Origin of the sequence: Sphaerisporangium sp. NPDC005289 (genome assembly GCF_040607455.1) — a bacterium.
GTDB lineage: Bacteria > Actinomycetota > Actinomycetes > Streptosporangiales > Streptosporangiaceae > Sphaerisporangium > Sphaerisporangium rhizosphaerae.
Genome location: NZ_JBEXGS010000022.1, coordinates 23,207 through 41,198, shown reverse-complemented (window position 1 = coordinate 41,198; position 17,992 = coordinate 23,207). Strand labels below are relative to the sequence as shown.

15 protein-coding genes and 1 tRNA gene are annotated in these 17,992 nt (G+C 67.6%); 2 read left to right on the top strand and 14 right to left on the bottom strand.

The window, feature by feature from the left end:
* Positions 1-93: 93 nt before the first annotated feature.
* The 10 genes from ABZT47_RS30715 to ABZT47_RS30670 form a co-directional block, all read right to left on the bottom strand.
* The gene (locus ABZT47_RS30715; RefSeq protein WP_354849743.1) at positions 94-1,062 is read right to left on the bottom strand and encodes an amino acid ABC transporter substrate-binding protein; all 969 of its coding nucleotides are present in this window, start codon (positions 1,060-1,062) and stop codon (positions 94-96) included.
* A complete protein-coding gene (locus tag ABZT47_RS30710) occupies positions 1,059-2,369 on the bottom strand; it encodes an MFS transporter (RefSeq protein WP_354849740.1) in 1,311 nt (436 codons plus the stop codon). The genes ABZT47_RS30715 and ABZT47_RS30710 overlap by 4 nt, the downstream gene beginning before the upstream one ends.
* Before the next feature lie 30 nt (positions 2,370-2,399).
* Positions 2,400-3,686 carry an ATP-grasp domain-containing protein gene (locus ABZT47_RS30705; protein ID WP_354849737.1) on the bottom strand — a complete coding sequence of 429 codons (1,287 nt, stop codon included), beginning with the start codon at positions 3,684-3,686 and terminating at the stop codon, positions 2,400-2,402.
* A complete protein-coding gene (locus ABZT47_RS30700; protein ID WP_354849734.1) occupies positions 3,686-4,942 on the bottom strand; it encodes an aminotransferase class V-fold PLP-dependent enzyme in 1,257 nt (418 codons plus the stop codon). Before ABZT47_RS30700 ends, ABZT47_RS30705 begins: the two co-directional genes overlap by 1 nt.
* A complete protein-coding gene (locus ABZT47_RS30695; RefSeq protein ID WP_354849732.1) occupies positions 4,939-5,841 on the bottom strand; it encodes a tryptophan 2,3-dioxygenase family protein in 903 nt (300 codons plus the stop codon). Before ABZT47_RS30695 ends, ABZT47_RS30700 begins: the two co-directional genes overlap by 4 nt.
* The gene (locus tag ABZT47_RS30690; RefSeq protein ID WP_354849729.1) at positions 5,838-6,485 is read right to left on the bottom strand and encodes a DUF6875 domain-containing protein; all 648 of its coding nucleotides are present in this window, start codon (positions 6,483-6,485) and stop codon (positions 5,838-5,840) included. The genes ABZT47_RS30695 and ABZT47_RS30690 overlap by 4 nt, the downstream gene beginning before the upstream one ends.
* An 82-nt stretch (positions 6,486-6,567) precedes the next feature.
* On the bottom strand, positions 6,568-7,824 hold the full coding sequence (ectB, locus tag ABZT47_RS30685; protein WP_354849726.1) for a diaminobutyrate--2-oxoglutarate transaminase: 1,257 nt from the start codon (positions 7,822-7,824) through the stop codon (positions 6,568-6,570).
* 84 nt (positions 7,825-7,908) lie between these two features.
* Positions 7,909-9,024, bottom strand: coding sequence for a hypothetical protein (locus ABZT47_RS30680; protein ID WP_354849723.1), 1,116 nt, complete (start codon positions 9,022-9,024; stop codon positions 7,909-7,911).
* Between the two features lie 192 nt (positions 9,025-9,216).
* Positions 9,217-9,627 (bottom strand): hypothetical protein, encoded by a 411-nt coding sequence (locus tag ABZT47_RS30675; protein ID WP_354849720.1) that lies wholly within the window; start codon positions 9,625-9,627, stop codon positions 9,217-9,219.
* 1,296 nt (positions 9,628-10,923) lie between these two features.
* Positions 10,924-10,996, bottom strand: a tRNA-Ala gene (locus ABZT47_RS30670).
* Between the two features lie 401 nt (positions 10,997-11,397).
* On the opposite strand from ABZT47_RS30670, the gene ABZT47_RS30665 reads away from it, so the two are divergent.
* The gene (locus tag ABZT47_RS30665; RefSeq protein ID WP_354849717.1) at positions 11,398-11,946 is read left to right on the top strand and encodes an EF-hand domain-containing protein; all 549 of its coding nucleotides are present in this window, start codon (positions 11,398-11,400) and stop codon (positions 11,944-11,946) included.
* Positions 11,947-12,054: 108 nt separating this feature from the next.
* Here the strand turns inward: ABZT47_RS30665 and ABZT47_RS30660 are convergent, their stop codons facing one another.
* Together ABZT47_RS30660 and ABZT47_RS30655 are read right to left on the bottom strand one after the other, a co-directional pair.
* Positions 12,055-13,599, bottom strand: a complete 1,545-nt coding sequence (locus ABZT47_RS30660) for a von Willebrand factor type A domain-containing protein (protein WP_354849714.1) — start codon at positions 13,597-13,599, stop codon at positions 12,055-12,057.
* A gap of 165 nt (positions 13,600-13,764) precedes the next feature.
* A complete protein-coding gene (locus ABZT47_RS30655) occupies positions 13,765-14,418 on the bottom strand; it encodes a class I SAM-dependent methyltransferase (protein ID WP_354849711.1) in 654 nt (217 codons plus the stop codon).
* 408 nt (positions 14,419-14,826) lie between these two features.
* On the opposite strand from ABZT47_RS30655, the gene ABZT47_RS30650 reads away from it, so the two are divergent.
* Positions 14,827-16,236, top strand: coding sequence for a cellulose binding domain-containing protein (locus ABZT47_RS30650; protein WP_354849709.1), 1,410 nt, complete (start codon positions 14,827-14,829; stop codon positions 16,234-16,236).
* Positions 16,237-16,344: 108 nt separating this feature from the next.
* On the opposite strand, the gene ABZT47_RS30645 is transcribed toward ABZT47_RS30650, so the two are convergent.
* Together ABZT47_RS30645 and ABZT47_RS30640 are read right to left on the bottom strand one after the other, a co-directional pair.
* Entirely contained in the window at positions 16,345-17,166 is an 822-nt protein-coding gene (locus tag ABZT47_RS30645; protein ID WP_354849706.1) for a GNAT family N-acetyltransferase, read from the bottom strand.
* Positions 17,167-17,217: 51 nt separating this feature from the next.
* Positions 17,218-17,892, bottom strand: coding sequence for a UTRA domain-containing protein (locus ABZT47_RS30640; protein WP_354849703.1), 675 nt, complete (start codon positions 17,890-17,892; stop codon positions 17,218-17,220).
* Positions 17,893-17,992: the final 100 nt, after the last annotated feature.

Genomic DNA, 17,992 nt, shown 5'->3' with positions numbered 1-17,992 from the left:
ACTCATACTCAGCCTTCGCCGAAGGCCGAGTACCCGGATCATCCTCGGCCCGCCGCAAGCTCATCGCACGAATGCGATCGTCGGGCGAATAGTTCACACAAGGGGCGGTGCGTACATCAGGCCGCCACGCAGCCACAATTCGTTGTAGCCACGAGGGACGCACAACCCGGAGGCATCCCCGAGGTTGCGTTCGTATATCTCGCCGTAGTTGCCGACTCCGCCGATTACGGCGGAGATCCACCTCGGATGTAATCCCGCCATTGCCGCCAGGCGGGACTGGCCCTTCACCAAGGGGAAGTCTTCGGCGGTCCCTTCACGTACCTGATGCGAGGTGATTCCGGCGGCCTCTGCGGCGATCAGCGCGAAGAGCACCCAGCGGACGACCTTCGCCCACTGCGGATCGTCGTCTCTGACCACCGGTCCCATCGGCTCCAAGGACACGCGCTCGGGCAGCACGATGTGGTCATTCGGCGCTTCGAGACGGGTGCGTTCTCCGGCCACGACCACGCCGTCCGCGGCGTAGCCGGCGACTTCGCCATCGATATAGGCGGCAAGAGCCGAAGCCGGAGAGGCATAGAGTTCGCAGCGCACGGTCAGGCCGCGAGGACCGAACCACGCGCGCAGCGCCTCTTCGCTGCTCGTGCCCTCGCACATTCCCAAGGTGTGCCCGTCCAGGTCGTCGGCCGAGGCGATGCCGCTGTCCCGTCGCACCAAGATGGCGCCTTCGTCATAACACGTGGTGAGAACGAAGGCGGCACCCGCGCCGAATTCGCGGCTGAACGTCCAGGTGGCGTTGCACGCGAGCAGGTCGATCACGCCGGAGGCCAGGGCAGGGATCCTGTCCTCCGGGTCGACCTCGGTGTACTCGGTCCGGCCGGGGTCGCCTAAGAGCGCGGCCGCGACGGCGCGGCCGGTGTCTACGTCCAAGCCGCGGCGGACTCCGGCGGCGTCGGTCCACGACAGGCCGCGGATACCGGTGCTGACGCCGAGCCGGAGGTATCCGCGGCGGCGGATGGCACCGACCGTCGGAGAGGGCGACACGGACGGGTGCGCCGCGGTCATGATGCGCCCGGTTTCGACTGGTGAGAAGAGGGCGAAGAATCCGGTACGGCCGCGGTCGTGATTCCGTGAGTGTTGCGGTAATGGTTCCTGGTGACCGCCGCTGCGGCGACCACCGCGCCGACGAGGGCGGCGGCCGTGCTGATCGCGTAGCCGGGACGTGCTCCGTAATGCTCCATCACCCAGCCGACCAATGGGCCGCTGATGGGAATCCCGCCCATATAGGCCAGGGTGTACACACCCATTACCCGACCGCGCATAGACGGGTCGCAAGTGCTCTGAACGACCGAGGTAGCGCTGGCGTGGACGACTACCCCAAGTGCCCCGGTGGGCACCATGAGGACGGCGAAGAACCACACCGAAGGGGAAGCGGCGGCTACGAGCTGGACCACGCAGAAGCCCAGCGCCGTCGCGAGGACGAGGGGCAGGTGTGCGCGCCGCAGCCAAGCCGCGCCCAGCGCTCCCGCGACCGACCCGACCGCGAGGTATGTCGTGAGCCAGCCAAAGGTTTCCGCGCCCGAATGAAAGATGTCGGAGGTGTAAACGGGGAGGACGAGCGCGAAGTTGAACGCGAAGGTGCCGAGGAACGCCATGAGGAAGATCGGCCAGAGCAACGCGGGATGCCCGTAGACATGTCGCAAGCCTTCGCGGATCTGACCGGGCGCTCGCGGCTCCGGCGAACGAGGATGCAGCTCCTCCGGCCGAAGAAGCCAGAGCGAAGCGATGACCACCACACAGGAAGCGGCTGTCAGGGCGAAGGCGGTCGAGGTGCCCCCCAATTGGATGAGGGCTCCGGAGATCGCCGGCCCCGCCAGGCTCGCCACCTGGAAGCAGGCCGAGTCCAGGCTGACCGCGTTGTGGAGGAGGTCCTTTCCGACCATTTCCGCGAGGAAGGACTGCCGGGCCGGCGTCTCCACTGCGCTGGCGATGCCCAAGAGAAAGGCCGCGATATAGACGTGCCATATCTCCGCGCGGTCGGCGTAGATGAGCAAAGCCAACCCGAGAGCGATCACACCCATCGCTGTTTGGGAGACCACCAGCAGGAGCCGACGGGGAAAACGGTCGGACAGGAGCCCGCTCCACAGACCGAACAGCAGAATGGGCAGGAGTTGCAACGCGGTGGTCACACCGAGCGCCGCGGCACTGCCGGTGAGCGAAATGACCAGCCAGTCTTGGGCGATGCGTTGAATCCAGACACCGATGCTGGAGACCAGCCGGCCGAAGGTGAACAACCGGTAGTTCCGCACGCGCAGCGCCCGGAACATTCCAGTCGTCCGCTCGGCCGGCGGTTGCTGAGCCGTGCTGTTCATTCGCTCGCCTCTGGTGTGCGCCATGCCGGGTCAGCCATTCGCCGAGGTGTCCACCCGCACCGCACTCGAGAACCAATTGCCCAGGTCGCGCAGCAGGGCTCGCGTTTCCAGTTCGTCCTCGCCTGTGACAACCGCGCGCGCCGCCCGAAAGAACGAGTCGTCATTCATGTTCCCCAACTGCTCGCCCACCTGTACCTCGACCTCGCCGAAAACGACGCCGGATTGTGCCCGCAGTTCCTCGGTGCTGGGAACCGACAGTAGCAGTCCCGGCGGCGCCTTCAAATGGACATCTCCGAAGCTCGCCGGATCCGGTACGACCGGCGTGGTCACTCCCGTGGGCAACCCGAGGACAATCCGGGCCCATTCATCGTGTATCGAGACGCCGAATTTTCGGAGAACGACCTCATCGGTCATTCCGCCGCCGACGCGGCCGCCGCATTCGCTGAACACCAGGTGGCCGTCCGGATGTTCGAAGGCTTCGAGGTGGAACACCCCGTCGCGGTGGCCGAGGGCCGGCAGCGCGCGCGCCGCAAGGTCTCGCGCTTGCGCATAGAGCGCGGGCTCGACGTCGGGATCCAGTACGACGGCAGCCGCGAGATCGCCTTCATGGATCTTGATGCAGTTCTGCAGGTAGCGGGAAATGCTGAGCAGAACCAGTTCGCCGTTCCTGATCGCTCCGTCCACCTGGATCTCGCCGCCGGGCACGAAGTCCTCTACCACCCAGGGGCCGAGCACCCCTGATTCCGCGCATTGCTTCGCCACCTGCTCCAGGTCCGCGGGCGAGCGTAGAAGGAAGGTGTCCTTGGCGCCGGACACGGCAGGCGGCTTGATCACTGCCGGGAATCTCGGCGGAGCCGCACTGAGATCATCAAGATGGTCAACGGCTCTGCACTGGGTGACGGGGATGCCGGCCCTTCTGACCAGGTCCTTCTGGACGAACTTGTCCCGCATGGAGACGACATGGTTCGGGGAGGGCGTGGATTTGCCTGCCACCATGGCTACGACCGAAGCGGAGTACAGGGTGTACTCGTCGTTGCCGCAGATGGCGGTGTAATCGGTCAAGCTGACACCGTCCCGGCGGAGCGCGCACAACACGTCCTCGCAATCGGTGGTGTCACGTACGACGACGACCCGGTCGACCGCCGGATGCTTCCTCACCGTGGCCGCGTCTTTCGCATTGACCACGCAGGTGACAGCGGCGCCGTGGGCCGCGAGGGCCGCTACCGACCGGGGGCGGTAATCGATGTAGAGAACCGAACACGCATCGGACATGGGGTTGTCTGCCAATCTCGTGTCTGCCGGCGGGTCGTCGGGCACTACCCGCCTCCGCCGAGGAATTCGTCGGTCACCATGCGGATGCGGTCCACGGCTTCGACAATGTCGGTGAACCGGGTGTTGAGCGGAGTGGCGGACAGCCGAAACAGATCCGGGGCCATATGGTCGATGGCCAGATCGGCACGGGAGACCAGGGGATGGATGCGAGACGCGTCGGCGTGCCGCAACGTGAGGTGTACGCCCCGCCGCCGGGCGTCCGGCGGGCTCGCAAGGGTGTAGCCGACCGGGAAGAGGTGCTCGGCCACCAGGTCCTGGAGCATCTCGGCAAGCGCCAATCCCTTGGCGCGCAGCGCGTCCATGCCGGCTTCGCCGATGAGGTCGACGCCCGCCGCCAACGCGGTCAGCGAGAGCACAGGGGGAAATCCTGTCTGGAAGCGGCGGACCGTCGGGTCGGGTTCGTAGGCCGGAAGCATCTCAAGCTGCTGACGATGCCCGAACCAGCCCTGAATCGGCTGTCGGAGCCGGTCCTGCAACGTGCGGCGTACGTAGAGGAAAGCCGGGGCGCCGGGGCCGCCGTACAGGTGTTTGTAGCCCGAGCCGACGGCCAGGTCCGCCTCGGTGTCCTCAAGTTCGATCGGCACGGCGCCTACCGCGTGGCTGAGGTCCCACAGCACCAGCGCACCCGCGTCATGCACTAACCGGTTGACTTCGGCCATGTCCAGCAATGCGCTGGAACGGTAGGAGACCAGCGAGAGCGACACGAGAGCGACGTTCTCGTCAAGTGCGGCACGCAGCGCGTCCAAGTCGAGACCCGTATCGGCATGAGCGGCCAGGGTGAGGACACTCATCCCATGGTCGGCCGCTACGCCGTCCAGGACGTAGCGGTCGGTGGGAAAGTTGTCGTCGGCGGTGATGATCGTGCCGCGTTCCGATCGGGCCCGTACCGCCGCGACGGCCAGCTTGTACAACTGAACGCTGGTGCATTCGCCCACCACAACTTCTCCGGGGCCGGCGCCCAAGGCGTGCTGCGCGATGCTGTCGCCGATGCGTTCGCCCAGGTCGAGCCATTGGGTGCGGGCTTCCGCGAGGTTGGATCCCCACTCTTCGTTGACCATGCGGGCGAGGCGATCGGCGGTGGCGGCGGGCAAGCGGCCCAGTGAACTGCCGTTGAGGTAGATGGTCCCGGGTCGCGCGGAAACGAAGCGGTCGCGCATGCGCGCGAGCACGTCCTCGGCATCCCGCCCGCGGGCTTCCTCCATGGCAGACGCGATGGTGCCGGCGAGCTGGCTGTCGGTCACAGGAGGCTCCTGGCGGTCCAGAGTTCGGGGAAGAACCGGTGTTCGGCAACACGACGCAACCAACCGGCGCCTTCGGTGCCGCCGGTGCCAGGTTTCCACCCGATGATTCGCTCAACGGTGAGCAGGTGGAGCGAGCGCCAGCGGGAGAATCCCTCGGCCACGTCCATCAGCGCCTCGGCGAGCTGAGGCAGCGGATCGGTGGCCGCTTTGCCCCGGTAGACCTCGGCCCAGGCGCGTTCCACGGCACTGTTCGGCTCGTACGGTTGGGAGAAGTCCCGGTCCAGAACGGACGGGGGCAGCGTTGCTCCGTGGCGAGCGAGCAGACGGAGCGCGGCGTCGTACACGCTGGGTTCGTGCAGCGCTCGCTGAACTTGTGCGTGCACGTGCGGTACCTGTCGGTGCGGCCGGGCCAGCGAGGCCACTTTGTTTCCCAACGCGTACTCGACCATCCGGTACATATAAGACTGGAGTCCGGACGCCGACCCCAAGACGTCACGAAAACCATTGAATTCGTTCGGCGTGAGCGTTGAGAGCACATTCCAGGTCTCGTTGAGCAGTTCGACGACCCGCCGCAGCCGCCGCAGGTTGGCCACGGCCTCGGGAACCGAGTCTCCGTCCAGCAACGCACGAGTCCGCTCGAGCTCCTCGTAGATCAGCTTGAACAGCAGCTCCTTGACCTGGCCCATGACGTAGAAGGTCAGCTCAGCGGGGGCGTCGGACCGCGGGCGCTGCAGCGAGAGGAGCACGTCGATGCTCTGGTAGTCGATATACGGAGTGCTGGCGCCGGTGAAGTCCGTGATCGGGTGACTCTCCGATTCCATCACTCGGACGTCGCGTTCGGCATCGCTGCTGATGCCTGGGTCCGTCTGGGCACCGCCGTTTCGGCCGGGGACGGTCATGATCGATCTCCCCACCGCTCTCGAGCCTGCGCGAATGCCTTCTTGAGCGCGGGATCCCGCACCTCGTCGTGTCGGTATCGAGCGGAGAATCGCTCCGAATAGGCAGCGAACCATTCAGCATCGGAGTCGAGGAACAGCACGTCATGCTGAGCCATGCGGCGCATCGCCAGCATGGGTACCGGGGATCGGGCCACCCGGAGAGCAGGATTGCGCACAGACCGTTCGTCGCACTCGGGATAGAACTGGGCGAACATCAGCCCGCGCCTCACCAAACCGGATTTGGCGAGCGCGTGTACGTCATCGAGTATGTGAAAGCGCTCCGGAGCGAGACCGTCGAGAACCACGACCATGGTGTGGAGTGTCCGGTTGCGGCTCGCCCACCGGCGGGCCTCGAAAGTGTCGGCCAGTAAATTTACCGACGCCACCAGGTCGTCAACGGTCGCCTCCGGTTCCACGGTCCAGGTTTCGAGCAGAAATGTATCGGCCTTCATCGCGGCTTGGACGAATGGGCACACCGCGCCGTCTCGGCCCAGTTGTTCATGGGGCTTCATCACGAACTGTTCTACCCACTCGCGTGCTGCCGCCAGATCGGCGGCCTCGCTCTTGCGATTTGTGGCGGATCTTACCGGTGGCTGCAGGGGCATGGAAACCTCCTCGAAGGCTTCGGCTGTTCGGCGAATACGTGCAGTGCGGCTGGAGTTGCCAGGCAGCGCCTCACGAGTCGTCTCACACGGACAAGACTGCCTCGGAGAACCGTGAAAGCCCTTCCTCGAGGACCTCGTCCTCTATGGTCAAGGGAGGCATGAGCTTCAGAACCTCGTCATGAGGCCCGGACCTCTCGAGCAGCAGGCCCGCTTCCAGGCAGCGCACCTGGATCTCGGCGGCGGATTCCGGCTTCAGGCACCTCAGCCCCTGCATCAAACCCCGGCCCTTGCGCAGCTGGCCGGTACGATGCTGCAACGAGTCGAGCACGGCTCCGACCGCTCGGGACTTCGATTCGATCGAGGCGGAAAAAGCGCCGTCCGACCAGAACTTGGCCACAGCCAGCCGTGCGGTGACAAATGCGTGGTTGTTTCCCCGGAACGTTCCGTTGTGCTCGCCGGCCTGCCACACGTCATGTTCCGGGCGTATGAGGACCGCGGCCAGCGGAATCCCGAACCCGGAAAGCGATTTGGCCAGGACCACGATGTCGGGGACGATCTCCGAGAACTCGAAGCTGAAGAAGCTGCCGGTCCTGCCGCATCCGGCCTGGACATCATCGACGATCAGCAATGCGCCGTGCCTGGTCGCGAGAGCCCTGAGCCGGCGCAGCCATTCGGCGGAGGCGCAGTTCAGCCCCCCCTCGCCCTGCACCGTCTCCACGATGATCGCGGCCGGCGGGTCAATTCCGCTCGAAGGGTCGGACAGCATCTGCTCGAGCCAGGGAAGAGTATCGACCTCCCTGCCGAAGTAGTCAGCATAAGGCGCGCGGGAGACTCCACTCAACGCGATGCCGGCGACGTTGCGGTGATGCTGATTGCCAGTTGCCGAGAGCGACCCGAGCGAGACGCCGTGGAAGCTGTTCGTGAACGCGACCACATTGACTCTGCCAGTTATCTTTCGCGCCAGCTTCAGTGCCGCCTCGACTGCGTTCGTTCCAGTCGGTCCGGTGAATTGGATCTTGTAGTCCAGACCGCGGGGCCGAAGTATCTTGTCGGCGAATTCCTTGATGAACGCACCTTTCGACTCCGAGTGAAAGTCCAACGACTGGGCGATGCCGTCGCCGGCTATGTACTCGATCAGAGCGTTCCGCATGTCCGGATCATTGTGGCCGTAGTTCAGCGCTCCACATCCGGAGAAGAAGTCGATGTACCGGGTGCCTGCGGAGGTGTGCACGTAGGCATTCGTCGCCTTGGTGAGTTCGTAGGGAATCAGGCGACAGTACGACCGGACTCGAGATTCGTGTTCTTCGTATAAGCTTCGCCGAACATCTGTGTTGCTCAAACGAAATACCCCCAATTACGCTGTGTCAGAGCGTCTGCGCGCCGCACCTGTTCGCCCGCTATGGGTACGGCTTCACGCGCTTGATCACTCGAAGTAGTTCTCCAGACCGCCTCTTCGCCTGGTGTCCAGAGTCGTACAATGGAAGCCGCCGCCCATCATCCGTGAATGGCGAAGCTTCAACGGCAGGACATCGATGCCCTGATCTTCGATCAGCTTGATCAGGGGAAGCTGATCCCGGTCCACGACCACGAGGTCGGGGCGCACGCTGAAGAGGTTCATGTCGATCCAGCCGCTGCCGATGGAGCGCGACAGGTAATCGCTGTCGAACCGGTCGGCGCCGGTCATCGGCGGACTGTAGATGATCTTCCATTTGTCGAAGATCGACGGCAGCATCTCTCGTGTTACTCGTTCCGGATTGCACAGCAGCAACCCCGGCCTCAGTGCCACCACGGAGGTGTCAATATGACTGCCGTGATAGTTGATCCGGCATACGTGAACCTTGAACTCGTCGCCCAGGATCGTCTGAAGCCATTGTGCGCCCAATTCGTTGCCGGTCGAGCTGACCAGATACAGAAGGTCCCGGCCGAACCGCAGTACGTTGGCGGCGTCGAAGACCGGCTCGTCCTCTCTGGGGATGGGAAGCTTGTGATCCACCTCGAAGAGAGTGTCCAGTAGCATCGGTTTCGGTGCGCTGAACCATTTGGCACCGGCCTTGAGGTACTCGATCAATATCTTGCGGTAACTGTACGCCTCAAGGAGGCGGCCACGGATGACGTTCGGCGTCTCGATGATCTGGTCGCCCAGGACTAAGAAGATGTCTCGCGGACAGTAATTGTAGTACCCCTTCGTGGACCAGAAGGGGGTGGATACGACCTCGTCGTGCGGCCAGGTGTCCGGCCTCTTGACAACGATATCGAGATCTTCCAGCGACTTGACCATCGCGGCAAGATCTTCTTCGGCTTCCTCGATGACCTGTTCCGGGAAAGCGCCGGCAGGAATTTCATCGACCGAGTAGCCGGCGAACTCCGCGAGATGTGTGCTCTTGTCGGGATGGGGCAGCCGTGCTCCGAGGGGGTTACCGACGATGACCTCCGCCAGCGGGTCCCATTCGTTGCAGCTCCATACACCCGAGAAGGCTTCATCTTCGGTGCTCGACGGAGAAGAATCCATCGACACCTCGCTGTGGGCGGTGTTGTTCATCGACGTTACTCCTAGTGGACATGGTTGTTTTGCGTGCATGTCGAGTAATCGGCCGAGTCATGGGCGGTCAATGACCGCTCAGACCGACTGGGACCCCCTGATTGGCGCGTGGATGCGGTCGCGCACCGCTGCGATCGGAGGCATCAACAGTGCCGCGGTCGCCAACGACGCGCGGCGCTGCCACCACCTGCGTCACGGGCCGCGGCGACTCGCCGCGTCTTCACCGTTAACGTGCGCACGCGCGCTGCCGGGAAGCAGTTCCCGGTGCTGGACGCTCAGGGCGTGGGGTTCTCTGGCGCGGTACACGTCGTCCAGATGATTTGCACCGTCACCCACGACGACGCCGGCGAGCGTCATGTCAAAATCGGCCGCGCGGTCATCTCCCCGTCGGTCGCCGACGTCATACCTTGCCGGATCGCCGTCTGGGTGCGCAGGCACCGGACCACCGGGAACGAGCTTTGCCAGGTCTGCGATGTCCGGCTTGATGAAGACCGCTTTCAGGCCCCCAACGCTGGTGGGCCGGAATTCATGGCCGCTCTGTGCGACACTGCGATCAGCATCCTGCGGCTCAGCCACGCCAACATCGCCGACGCGCTCCGACATCACGCTCGTCCCCCTCTGGCAAGTCACACTATTGCTGGACCGGTGAATGCGAGTCAGTCGAGACCCCGGCCAAGCCAGGCCTTGCATCGGTCGTGATAGGTCCATTCCAGGCGAAAACGTTCGATGGCGCCATTATTTCAGCATTGCCCCCAAGGCATCCCCCGTTATCGAACGCGAAGGCCGGCGAGGCACTTTAAGATTGCGCCCTCACCCGCTGTGTCATTTTTACACGACTATACGTGTAAGGCAACCCTCGACGGTGTTCCGGTCAAGCGATCTTGACCAGATGGAACGTAATAGGAGGTGAACGACGTCATCGCCATGGAGGTGCTTCTTGCGGTGGAAATGTTGAACGCTGGAAGGCTGAACACGCGGGCCCGGAAGTGCAAGCGCCGCCCCGCGTGCATGCGGTCAGGCCGGCCGAGTGCGGACCGTCACGCAGGCAAGCGAATGCGTGCTCAGTGCGCGGCACGAAAACGTTGCTCGTCGCCGCGGTGATGGTATTCGGCGGCCGAATCTTCGAACGGTCACCGACAACGCGGCACACGCATCCGTGCCATTTCCCCAGGTGTCCGGGCTGTTGTCGGATCTGCCGCGCAAGAACTGCCGGACTCTGGCGGAACAGGCCGGCGATGTCGACAAAGGCGCGCACCCTGTGGGGGTGCGGCGGCATCATGCGGGCACTGCCGTACGCCTCGAGAACACTCGCACCGGGTGGTTTCTACATATACCACGAACACCGGGCACCGTTGAACGACCGGGAGTTGTTTCTCCGGCCTCCTTGAACGACGACCCGGTGCGACCACCGCATCAGAACCGAGCGGGCCGAACATCGCCTTACGGGTGACCGAAATGCTCTTGGCCGAAACTCTAGGCGTAACGGGCGCACGAGGCTGGAGAGACAGCAGTGGACGGACCTATTCGGGCGCCGAATCCCCGATGGAGCGAGCCGTACAGAGAGAGGCTCATCCAAGCCGCCCTCAGGTTTCCGCGAGCCACCGGAGAGTCCACCGACGCTGCGACGACCGGCACGGCGCCTACTCAACAGAGCGATCTTCCAGGGTCTCTACATCGGAGACGGCCCGGCCACCGGCCACGACCTACGTGAACCCTTCGGACAACTCCACGCCCTTCAACACGAACGCGTCTCTGCGCCCACAAGCGCGACGACCACTCGGTCGCTGCGTGGAAGAAGCGGAAGGGCCACTCGCTCAGCGAATGGCCCTTCGACTTCCGGCGTTGCGCTCTTGCTCAAGAGCGTTGGCGCGGGCAAGGGTTCTAACAACAACCCTGAGGTGGAGCTATGGGGATTCGAACCCCAGACCTCCTCCATGCCATGGAGGCGCGCTACCAGCTGCGCCATAGCCCCTGGTCGCTCGGCGGACCTCCTTGCGGCGGCGCCGTGCCTCGCCAGTGTATCGGAATTCGCGACCCCGGCCGAACCGCCGGAGCGGGCACCGGCCGCTTCCGAACGACGCGCCGCCTCGCCGGCGGTCCGCCCAGCAGGCCCGCAGACGGCCGCGCACCCTCTGGCCTGCGGCGATGGTCACTCGCGAGTGAGACCAACACGGCTTGCAGCCAACCGATCGCCTAGGTGGAGCGGGTGGTTTCACGGCGGGACCACCGTCATGATCTGGCCGTCGACGATGGCCCCGCCCATCTCGGCACTCCAGGCAGGGACTCCCGGCCGGCAAGCCGACTCGCCTTGACAGCACCCCTTACCCAGGGTGACCATAAGTCGCCCTGCGTAATCGTCCGCGAGGAGCCGACATGCATCGCAGCCCCCACGCGCTCAACGCCGGATCCGCGTTCGACACCAGCGATGTCGATCAGGACGGCTACATCGACAAGGAGGACATGCGCCTCATCGGCCTGCACCTGGCCGACCGGCTCGGCCTGCCCGCCGACTCCCCCGCCCGCGCCGGCCTGCTGGCCGCCTACGCCCACGTCTGGGCCAACGTCGTGGCCGCGGTCGGCACCGACGACAACGGCCGCATCAGCCGGCAGCGGTACATCGAGTACGCCGTCTCCCCCACGCTCGACCGCACGCGGTTCATCGTGGCCATCGTCTGGCCCATCACCGACGCGCTGTGGGACGCGCTGGACGCCGACGGCGACCAGAGGCTCAGCATGCACGAGTACCTCCGCCTCTGGTCGGCCTACGACGTCGAGACGGCCGAGGCGCGCGAGGCGTTCATCCTGCTGGACACCGACGGCGACGGCCACCTCGGCAAGGACGAGTTCGCCCAGGCCATGTACGACTTCTACTTCAGTGACGATCCGCGCAAGGCCGCCATCCCGATCCTCGGCCGCTCCTGACCCCGCTCACCCGCCTGAATCCCGCTCGACCCGGCCGCATCCCTCGCCCGCCGGAACCCGGCTCACCCCGAATCCCCGTCATCCCGGCCATCCCGGCCTGGCTCGTGCTCATCGCAGTGAGCCGGCCCTGCGGATCAGTCCGGCCAGCTCGGTGACCATGGGGTCCTCGGTCGCCGCCGAGAGCCGCTCGGCGTGGTCCGCCAGCGTGCCGAGGTCCTCGGTGAACATCTCGTCCTCGGCGTGCCTGAGCCGCTGGGCGAACGCCGCGACCACCGCGTCCACCTGCAGCCGCGGCGCCGCCGTCTCCCACAGGCGGTCCGACAGCCCGCCCACCTCCAGCGCGCGGCTGGTCTCGGCGGGCTCGCGGGTGTCGGGGTCCTGCCAGCGAACCGTTGCCACGGCGAGCTGCCCCGAGGTTCCCGGGCGCAGGCGCACCGCGTACAGCGCGGTGACCGCGTGGCCGGGCCCGACCTCGCCGCCGTCCTTGGTGTCGTCGCGGAAGTCCTCCGCGGCGAGCGCCCGGTTGTCGTATCCGAGCAGCCGGTAGGACTCGACGGTGGCCGGGTTGAACGCCACCTGCGCCTTGGCGTCGCGGGCCCGCAGGTCGAGGTTCGCCGGCAGGCGCTCGACGAAGACCTCACGCGCCTCCTGCTGGGAGCCGACGTAGACGGCGGCGCCGTCGCCGTGGTCGGCGAGCTGCTCCATCAGCGTGTCGCCGTACTCGCGGCCGACGCCGACGCACAGCAGCGTGACGCGTCGCCCGGCGAACTCCTCGACCCGGTCGAGGATGCCCTGCCAGGTGGTGTCCCCGGTGTTGGCGAGGCCGTCGGACAGCAGGATGACCCGGTTGGTGGCGACCGGCCGGAAGGCGCGCGCCGCCTCCTCGTACCCGGTGACCAGCCCCGCCTGCAGGTCGGTCGATCCCTCGGTGGCGAGGGTGTCGATGGCGGCGTGCAGGTCGTGCCGCTCGCTCGCCGGGGTCATGGAGATGCGCACCCTGGCCTGGTCGCTGAAGGACACGATCGAGACCCGGTCGCCCGGGCCGAGCTGGTCCACCAGCGCGTGCAGGGCGTCGCGCACCAGGTCCAGCCGGCCGGGGTCGCCCATGGAGCCCGAGACGTCGACCACGAAGGTCAGGTTGGCGGGCCGGCGTGCGGCGGCGTCGGCGGTGCGGGTCTGCAGTCCGACCCGCAGCAGGGCGGTGCCTTCGGCGGCGCCCCTGGCCCCGTCGAGCCGGACCGCGAAGCCGTCCCCCGGCGGCTCGGGGTATCCCTGCCGGAAGGCGTTGACCCACTCCTCCGGCCGCACCTGCGCCGGGTCGGGCAGGCGTCCGGCGTTGATCGTGCCCCGCGCGTAGCCGTAGGAGGCGGTGTCGACGTCCAGCGCGAAGGTGGAGATCTTGTCCGGCGACTCGGCCTGTCCGGTGGGCGCCGGCGGCGCGGTCGCGCCGGGCTCGTCATTCGCGGCGGCGTTGCCCTGCCCGGACTGCCCGGATTGCCCGGACCGCCCGGACTCTCCGGACCCTTGCCCGGAGGTGGCGCCGCCGGGGCGGGACGGTTCGCGCGCCCCGGCGGTGTCGTTGGAGGTGCCGCCGCATGCTGAGACGAGCAGCACGAGCGCGGCCAGGACGCAGATGAGGATTCGTGACTTCACAGGAGGCCCCCTCTCGGTGTCACCTCCTACGACGGTCCCGCGGACGCCCGCGCCGGAGCCGTCACCCAAGCGACGGCGAACCGTGCCCGCCGCGTGACCACCCGGCGGCGGCCGGGCACCCGCGATCCACACGGCGGACCAGGAACGGACACCGCCGGTGGACGGTCAGAAGGTGTTCCTGCGGCAGTTCAGGAACAGCTGCATCTCCAGCGGCTCGTCCTCGGTCGCGGGGACGTAGGCCAGGTCCATCTGCTCGCGCACGCTGAACCCGGCCTCCTCGACGACGGCCCGCAATGCGTAGCGGGCGTAGCCGGTCATCCGCAGCCAGGTGTCCAGGACGCGGATCGGGGCGTCGTCGATGTCCATCTCGACCATGCCGATGGCCAGCCAGCCGCCGGGGACGAGCAGGTGGTGCAGGCGCAGCAGGGTGGCCATGATCTCGTCGCGCCGCAGCATCGACAGGGAGAAGTAGGCCACGACGGCGTCGAACCGGCCGAGGCCGTCGTCGATGTCCACGACGTCCAGCCGGCGCAGGTCGGCCTCGGGCACGTTCCCGGCGGCGAGGGCCAGCATGACCGGCGAGATGTCGATGCCGGTCACCTCGCAGCCGGCGTCCACCAGTTGCCTCGCCGTGGGCAGACCGGTGCCGCAGCCGACGTCGAGCACCCGCGCGCCCGGGCGGAGCTTGCGGAGAATCCATTCGGCGGAGGCGATCTGGCCCCCCTTGTAGGGGAACGCCTCGTCGTACCGAGCGCCGATGCGGTCGAACGCGTCCGCCTGCGCGGCCCGGTGCGCCGGACGTGAGCGTCTCGCAGTCATCCATTCCACCCAACACTGAGCCGTCAACTTGTTTCTCATTAGATAGAGTGCCAACACTATGTAAGTCAAGACTAGTCAGGACATGAGTTGATGCAGTTAATGTGACAATTGCCGCTCACAGCGCATTCAACGACTGTGCGACGCCGGCGGCCGGTTTCCGGCCCGGTCGAAGCCTTAATTCGCGCACGCCCTTCCCGGCCCTCCAACGGGCGCGACGGGTACGCCCCCGGCTCGAGGGGTGGTGGAAGTTTCAGCCGCGAACGCCGGGGTCAGGGCGGCGACCTGCGAAACCCTCCGCCGCCGCCGACCGGCGTTGTCCCGCGTTTCCGCGCCGACTTAGGGTGACCCCGCCCCGCGTGGGAAGCCGGGCCGGCCGGTGTGGCCGGGCGACGGCGTGAGGAGGCGGCGATGAGGATTGTGTTCCGCGCTCGACCGGCGGGAGCGGCACCCGGCGGCCGGAGGCGACCGTCCCGATCGCGCCTCGTCATCGCGGTGCTGCTGTCGGCCGTGGCCGTGTTCCAGCTCTCCGCGCGGGCGCTCGCGCTCGCCGATCCGCCCGCGCCGGTGACCGGCAACGCCACCTACTTCGACGCGCTGGGCGCCCCCTACGGCGGATGCGGGCTGCCGCAGTCGGTGCTGGAGAGTCAGGACTTCGTCGCGCTCAACGTGTACAACACCCCGGGCGACTACGGCTTCTACGCCCGCCCGCTGCCGCCCTCGATGGCCGACAAGATCGGCATGTGGGACAACGGCCGCAACTGCGGGCGCTGGGTGCAGGTCTCGATCGCCGACTACTGCACCGGAGTGAACGACGGCGCGCAGAGCCAGGCGTTCTGCCGCAACGGCTCGTGGGTGAGCGACGCCTACAACGGGGCCACGCTCACCATGCTGGTGGCCGACAGCTGCGGCGACACCAACGCCTGGTGCCGTGACGACCGCTACCACCTCGACCTCGCCAAGGACTCGATCAACAGGTTCGCCAAGAACGGCGCCCCGGTCGGAGACCTGTACCCCAACCACTGGAACAACCGGCACGTCACCTGGTCGTTCGTCCCCGCACCCGGGTACACCGGTGACATCCAGATCGGGTTCATCCAGGGCGCGCAGCGCTACTGGCCGGCGATAGCGGTGTCCCGCCTGCCGAACGGGCTGCACGGGGTGGAGTACCAGGTGGGCGGCGCCTGGCAGCAGGCCCAGATGAACGGCGACATGGGGCAGTCGTACATCATCGCCCCGACCGAGACCGGCGGGACGCGGTACCGGATCAGAGCGCGCGACGCCTCGGACGCGCCGGTCAACGCGGGCCGGGTGTACGAGTTCTCGCTGCCCTCGGCGTGCTCGCCCTGCGGCGCGGCCTACACCAAGGTCACCTACACCACCGACACCTCGACGCCCACGCCCACTCCCTCGGCCACGCCGACGCCGACGCCCACCGCGACGCCGACGCGCACGCCCACCCCCACCCCGTCGGCGACCCCGACGCCCACTCCTACGCCCACGCCGACGTCCTGCACGGCCCGGTACGCCACGCAGAGCCAGTGGCCGGGCGGGTTCACCGGGCAGATCTCGGTGACCAACGGCGGCCCGCCGCTGTCGGCCTGGACGATCACCTTCACCGTGCCGGCCGGCGTCACGGTCGCCTCGGGCTGGAACGGCACCTGGACGCAGTCGGGCAGCACGGTGACCGTGAAGAACACCTCGTGGAACGGATCGGTCGGCACCGGAGGGATCATCACGCTGGGCTTCAACGGCACCACCACGGGTTCCGCCGCCCCGGGCGCGACGGCGTTCACCCTCAACGGCTCTCCCTGCGCCTGACCACGCCCGCCGTCACCCGGACGCGCCCGCCGTCACATCGAACGGCGTGCGCGTCCGCGCGTCGCGTCCGGCGCCGCCCGCCGTCGCTCGCAGCGGCGGACAAGCACGTCACGACCGGGCGGCCAGCGTGATGGCGGCGTAGTCGGCGACCGGCTCGTAGCCGAGCGCCTGGTAGACGGAGTTCGACGTCGGATTGGCCAGGTCGGTGAACAGCAGCAGCAAGTCGGCCCCGGCCTCCTGTGCCACGCGGCTCGCGCCGTGGGTCACCACCGAGCCGTAGCCGCGCCTGCGGAACTCCGGCGGGGTGTACACCGGGCCGATGCGCGACATTCCGATGATCGGTCGCGAGAAGCCCGCCATGGCGACCGGCCGGCCGGCCTCCTCCGCCAGGACGAACTCGCCCTGGCCGACGCGGTGTTTGACCTGCGCCGCCGGGTCGTCGTGGCCGACCTCGGGCTCGGCCTCGGCGAGGAACTCGCGCATCCACTGGGTGATCAGCTCGACGTCGCGCTCGCCGGCGACGCGGGCGGCGCCCTCGCGCGACGGCGGGCGCAGGGCGCCCAGCCGGTAGAGCCGCATCGACACGCGGGCGGTCTCGGCGCGGCCGGACGCGGCGGCGAACGCCTCGGTCTGGCGCAGCGGCCCGTTGACGCCGGTGGCCTCGCGCTCGCGCAGCTCGCGGGCGAGCGGGGCCACGGTGTCGAGCGGGATGTCGCCGAGCAGCAGGGGACTCGGCGGGGTGTGGAGCATCGCCGCGCGCACCTCGCCGCCGGAGGTGAACCAGCCGAGCAGCGGATCGTCCTGCCACAGGCCGTGCCTCATGCGGCCGAGCACGGTCAGCGGGACCGTGTTGCGGACCGGATCGCGGCGCAGCCACGCCTCGGCCGCGCTCGGGAACTCGTCAAGGGACGCCGTGAACCTCCACACCATGCGGGACAGTGTGCCAACGAGCACCCCGATCGGGCGAGCCGTTTTCCCCGGTCAGAACTCGTCGGCGCCCGCGACCTGACGGACGGGGAACACATGGCGGGAGGCCGCGCACACGGTCTCGAGGACGTGGACGGGAGTGCCGCCGGTGGAGTACCCGGCCCGCAGGATGCGCACGACCCACTCCCCCGGCGGCAGGAGCAGCGTCTCGCGCTCGAAGGCGGTGGGCTCGCGGGCGATGAGCTCCTCCTCGGCGTGGCCGAAGCGGTGGCCGAGGGCCTCGATGCCCGCCTGCAGGCTGGGCAGGACGAAGCCCGGCGCGGCGAGCGGCGTGCCGCCGAACAGGTCGAGGCGGAAGTAGCTGGTGGCGATGCGCACGGGAACCTCGTCGGCCAGCAGCAGCTTGCGCCGCGCCAGCACCTCGGCGCCGGGCCGCACGCGCAGCGCCTCGGCGACGCGCTCACCCGCGGGCTCGGGGCCGACGTGGAGCATGCGCCGGTCGGCGCGGACGCCCTGCCGCTCGGCCTCGGCCACGAACAGGGAGGCCGACCCGCGGTCGGCGGGCTCGCTCGGCAGCGCACGGCGCACGACCACCTGGGGGACGCCCGCTTCGCGGTGATCGCCGGCCATGCCCGGAGCGGCCGCCTCACGGGGGTCGCCGCTCTCGCGGCTCTCGCCGGGGCCGCCGGACGCCTCGCGGCCCGCGCGCGCCGCCGCGTCGAGTTCCACGCGAATCGCCTTTCCGATGTCGGCCGTGGCCACAGGGCGCCGTCTCTGCGATCGACGGCCGCCCACCACGTCTCGGGCGGTGATGCCACGCCCGTGTAAC

Bases quoted from the DNA above. Each gene is read 5' to 3' on its own strand.
- ABZT47_RS30715 (WP_354849743.1), bottom strand. From the start codon at position 1,062: ATGACCGCGGCGCACCCGTCCGTGTCGCCCTCTCCGACGGTCGGTGCC.
- ABZT47_RS30710 (WP_354849740.1), bottom strand. From the start codon at position 2,369: ATGAACAGCACGGCTCAGCAACCGCCGGCCGAGCGGACGACTGGAATG.
- ABZT47_RS30695 (WP_354849732.1), bottom strand. From the start codon at position 5,841: ATGACCGTCCCCGGCCGAAACGGCGGTGCCCAGACGGACCCAGGCATC.
- ABZT47_RS30690 (WP_354849729.1), bottom strand. From the start codon at position 6,485: ATGCCCCTGCAGCCACCGGTAAGATCCGCCACAAATCGCAAGAGCGAG.
- ABZT47_RS30680 (WP_354849723.1), bottom strand. From the start codon at position 9,024: ATGAACAACACCGCCCACAGCGAGGTGTCGATGGATTCTTCTCCGTCG.
- ABZT47_RS30675 (WP_354849720.1), bottom strand. From the start codon at position 9,627: ATGTCGGAGCGCGTCGGCGATGTTGGCGTGGCTGAGCCGCAGGATGCT.
- ABZT47_RS30665 (WP_354849717.1), top strand. From the start codon at position 11,398: ATGCATCGCAGCCCCCACGCGCTCAACGCCGGATCCGCGTTCGACACC.
- ABZT47_RS30655 (WP_354849711.1), bottom strand. From the start codon at position 14,418: ATGACTGCGAGACGCTCACGTCCGGCGCACCGGGCCGCGCAGGCGGAC.
- ABZT47_RS30650 (WP_354849709.1), top strand. From the start codon at position 14,827: ATGAGGATTGTGTTCCGCGCTCGACCGGCGGGAGCGGCACCCGGCGGC.
- ABZT47_RS30645 (WP_354849706.1), bottom strand. From the start codon at position 17,166: ATGGTGTGGAGGTTCACGGCGTCCCTTGACGAGTTCCCGAGCGCGGCC.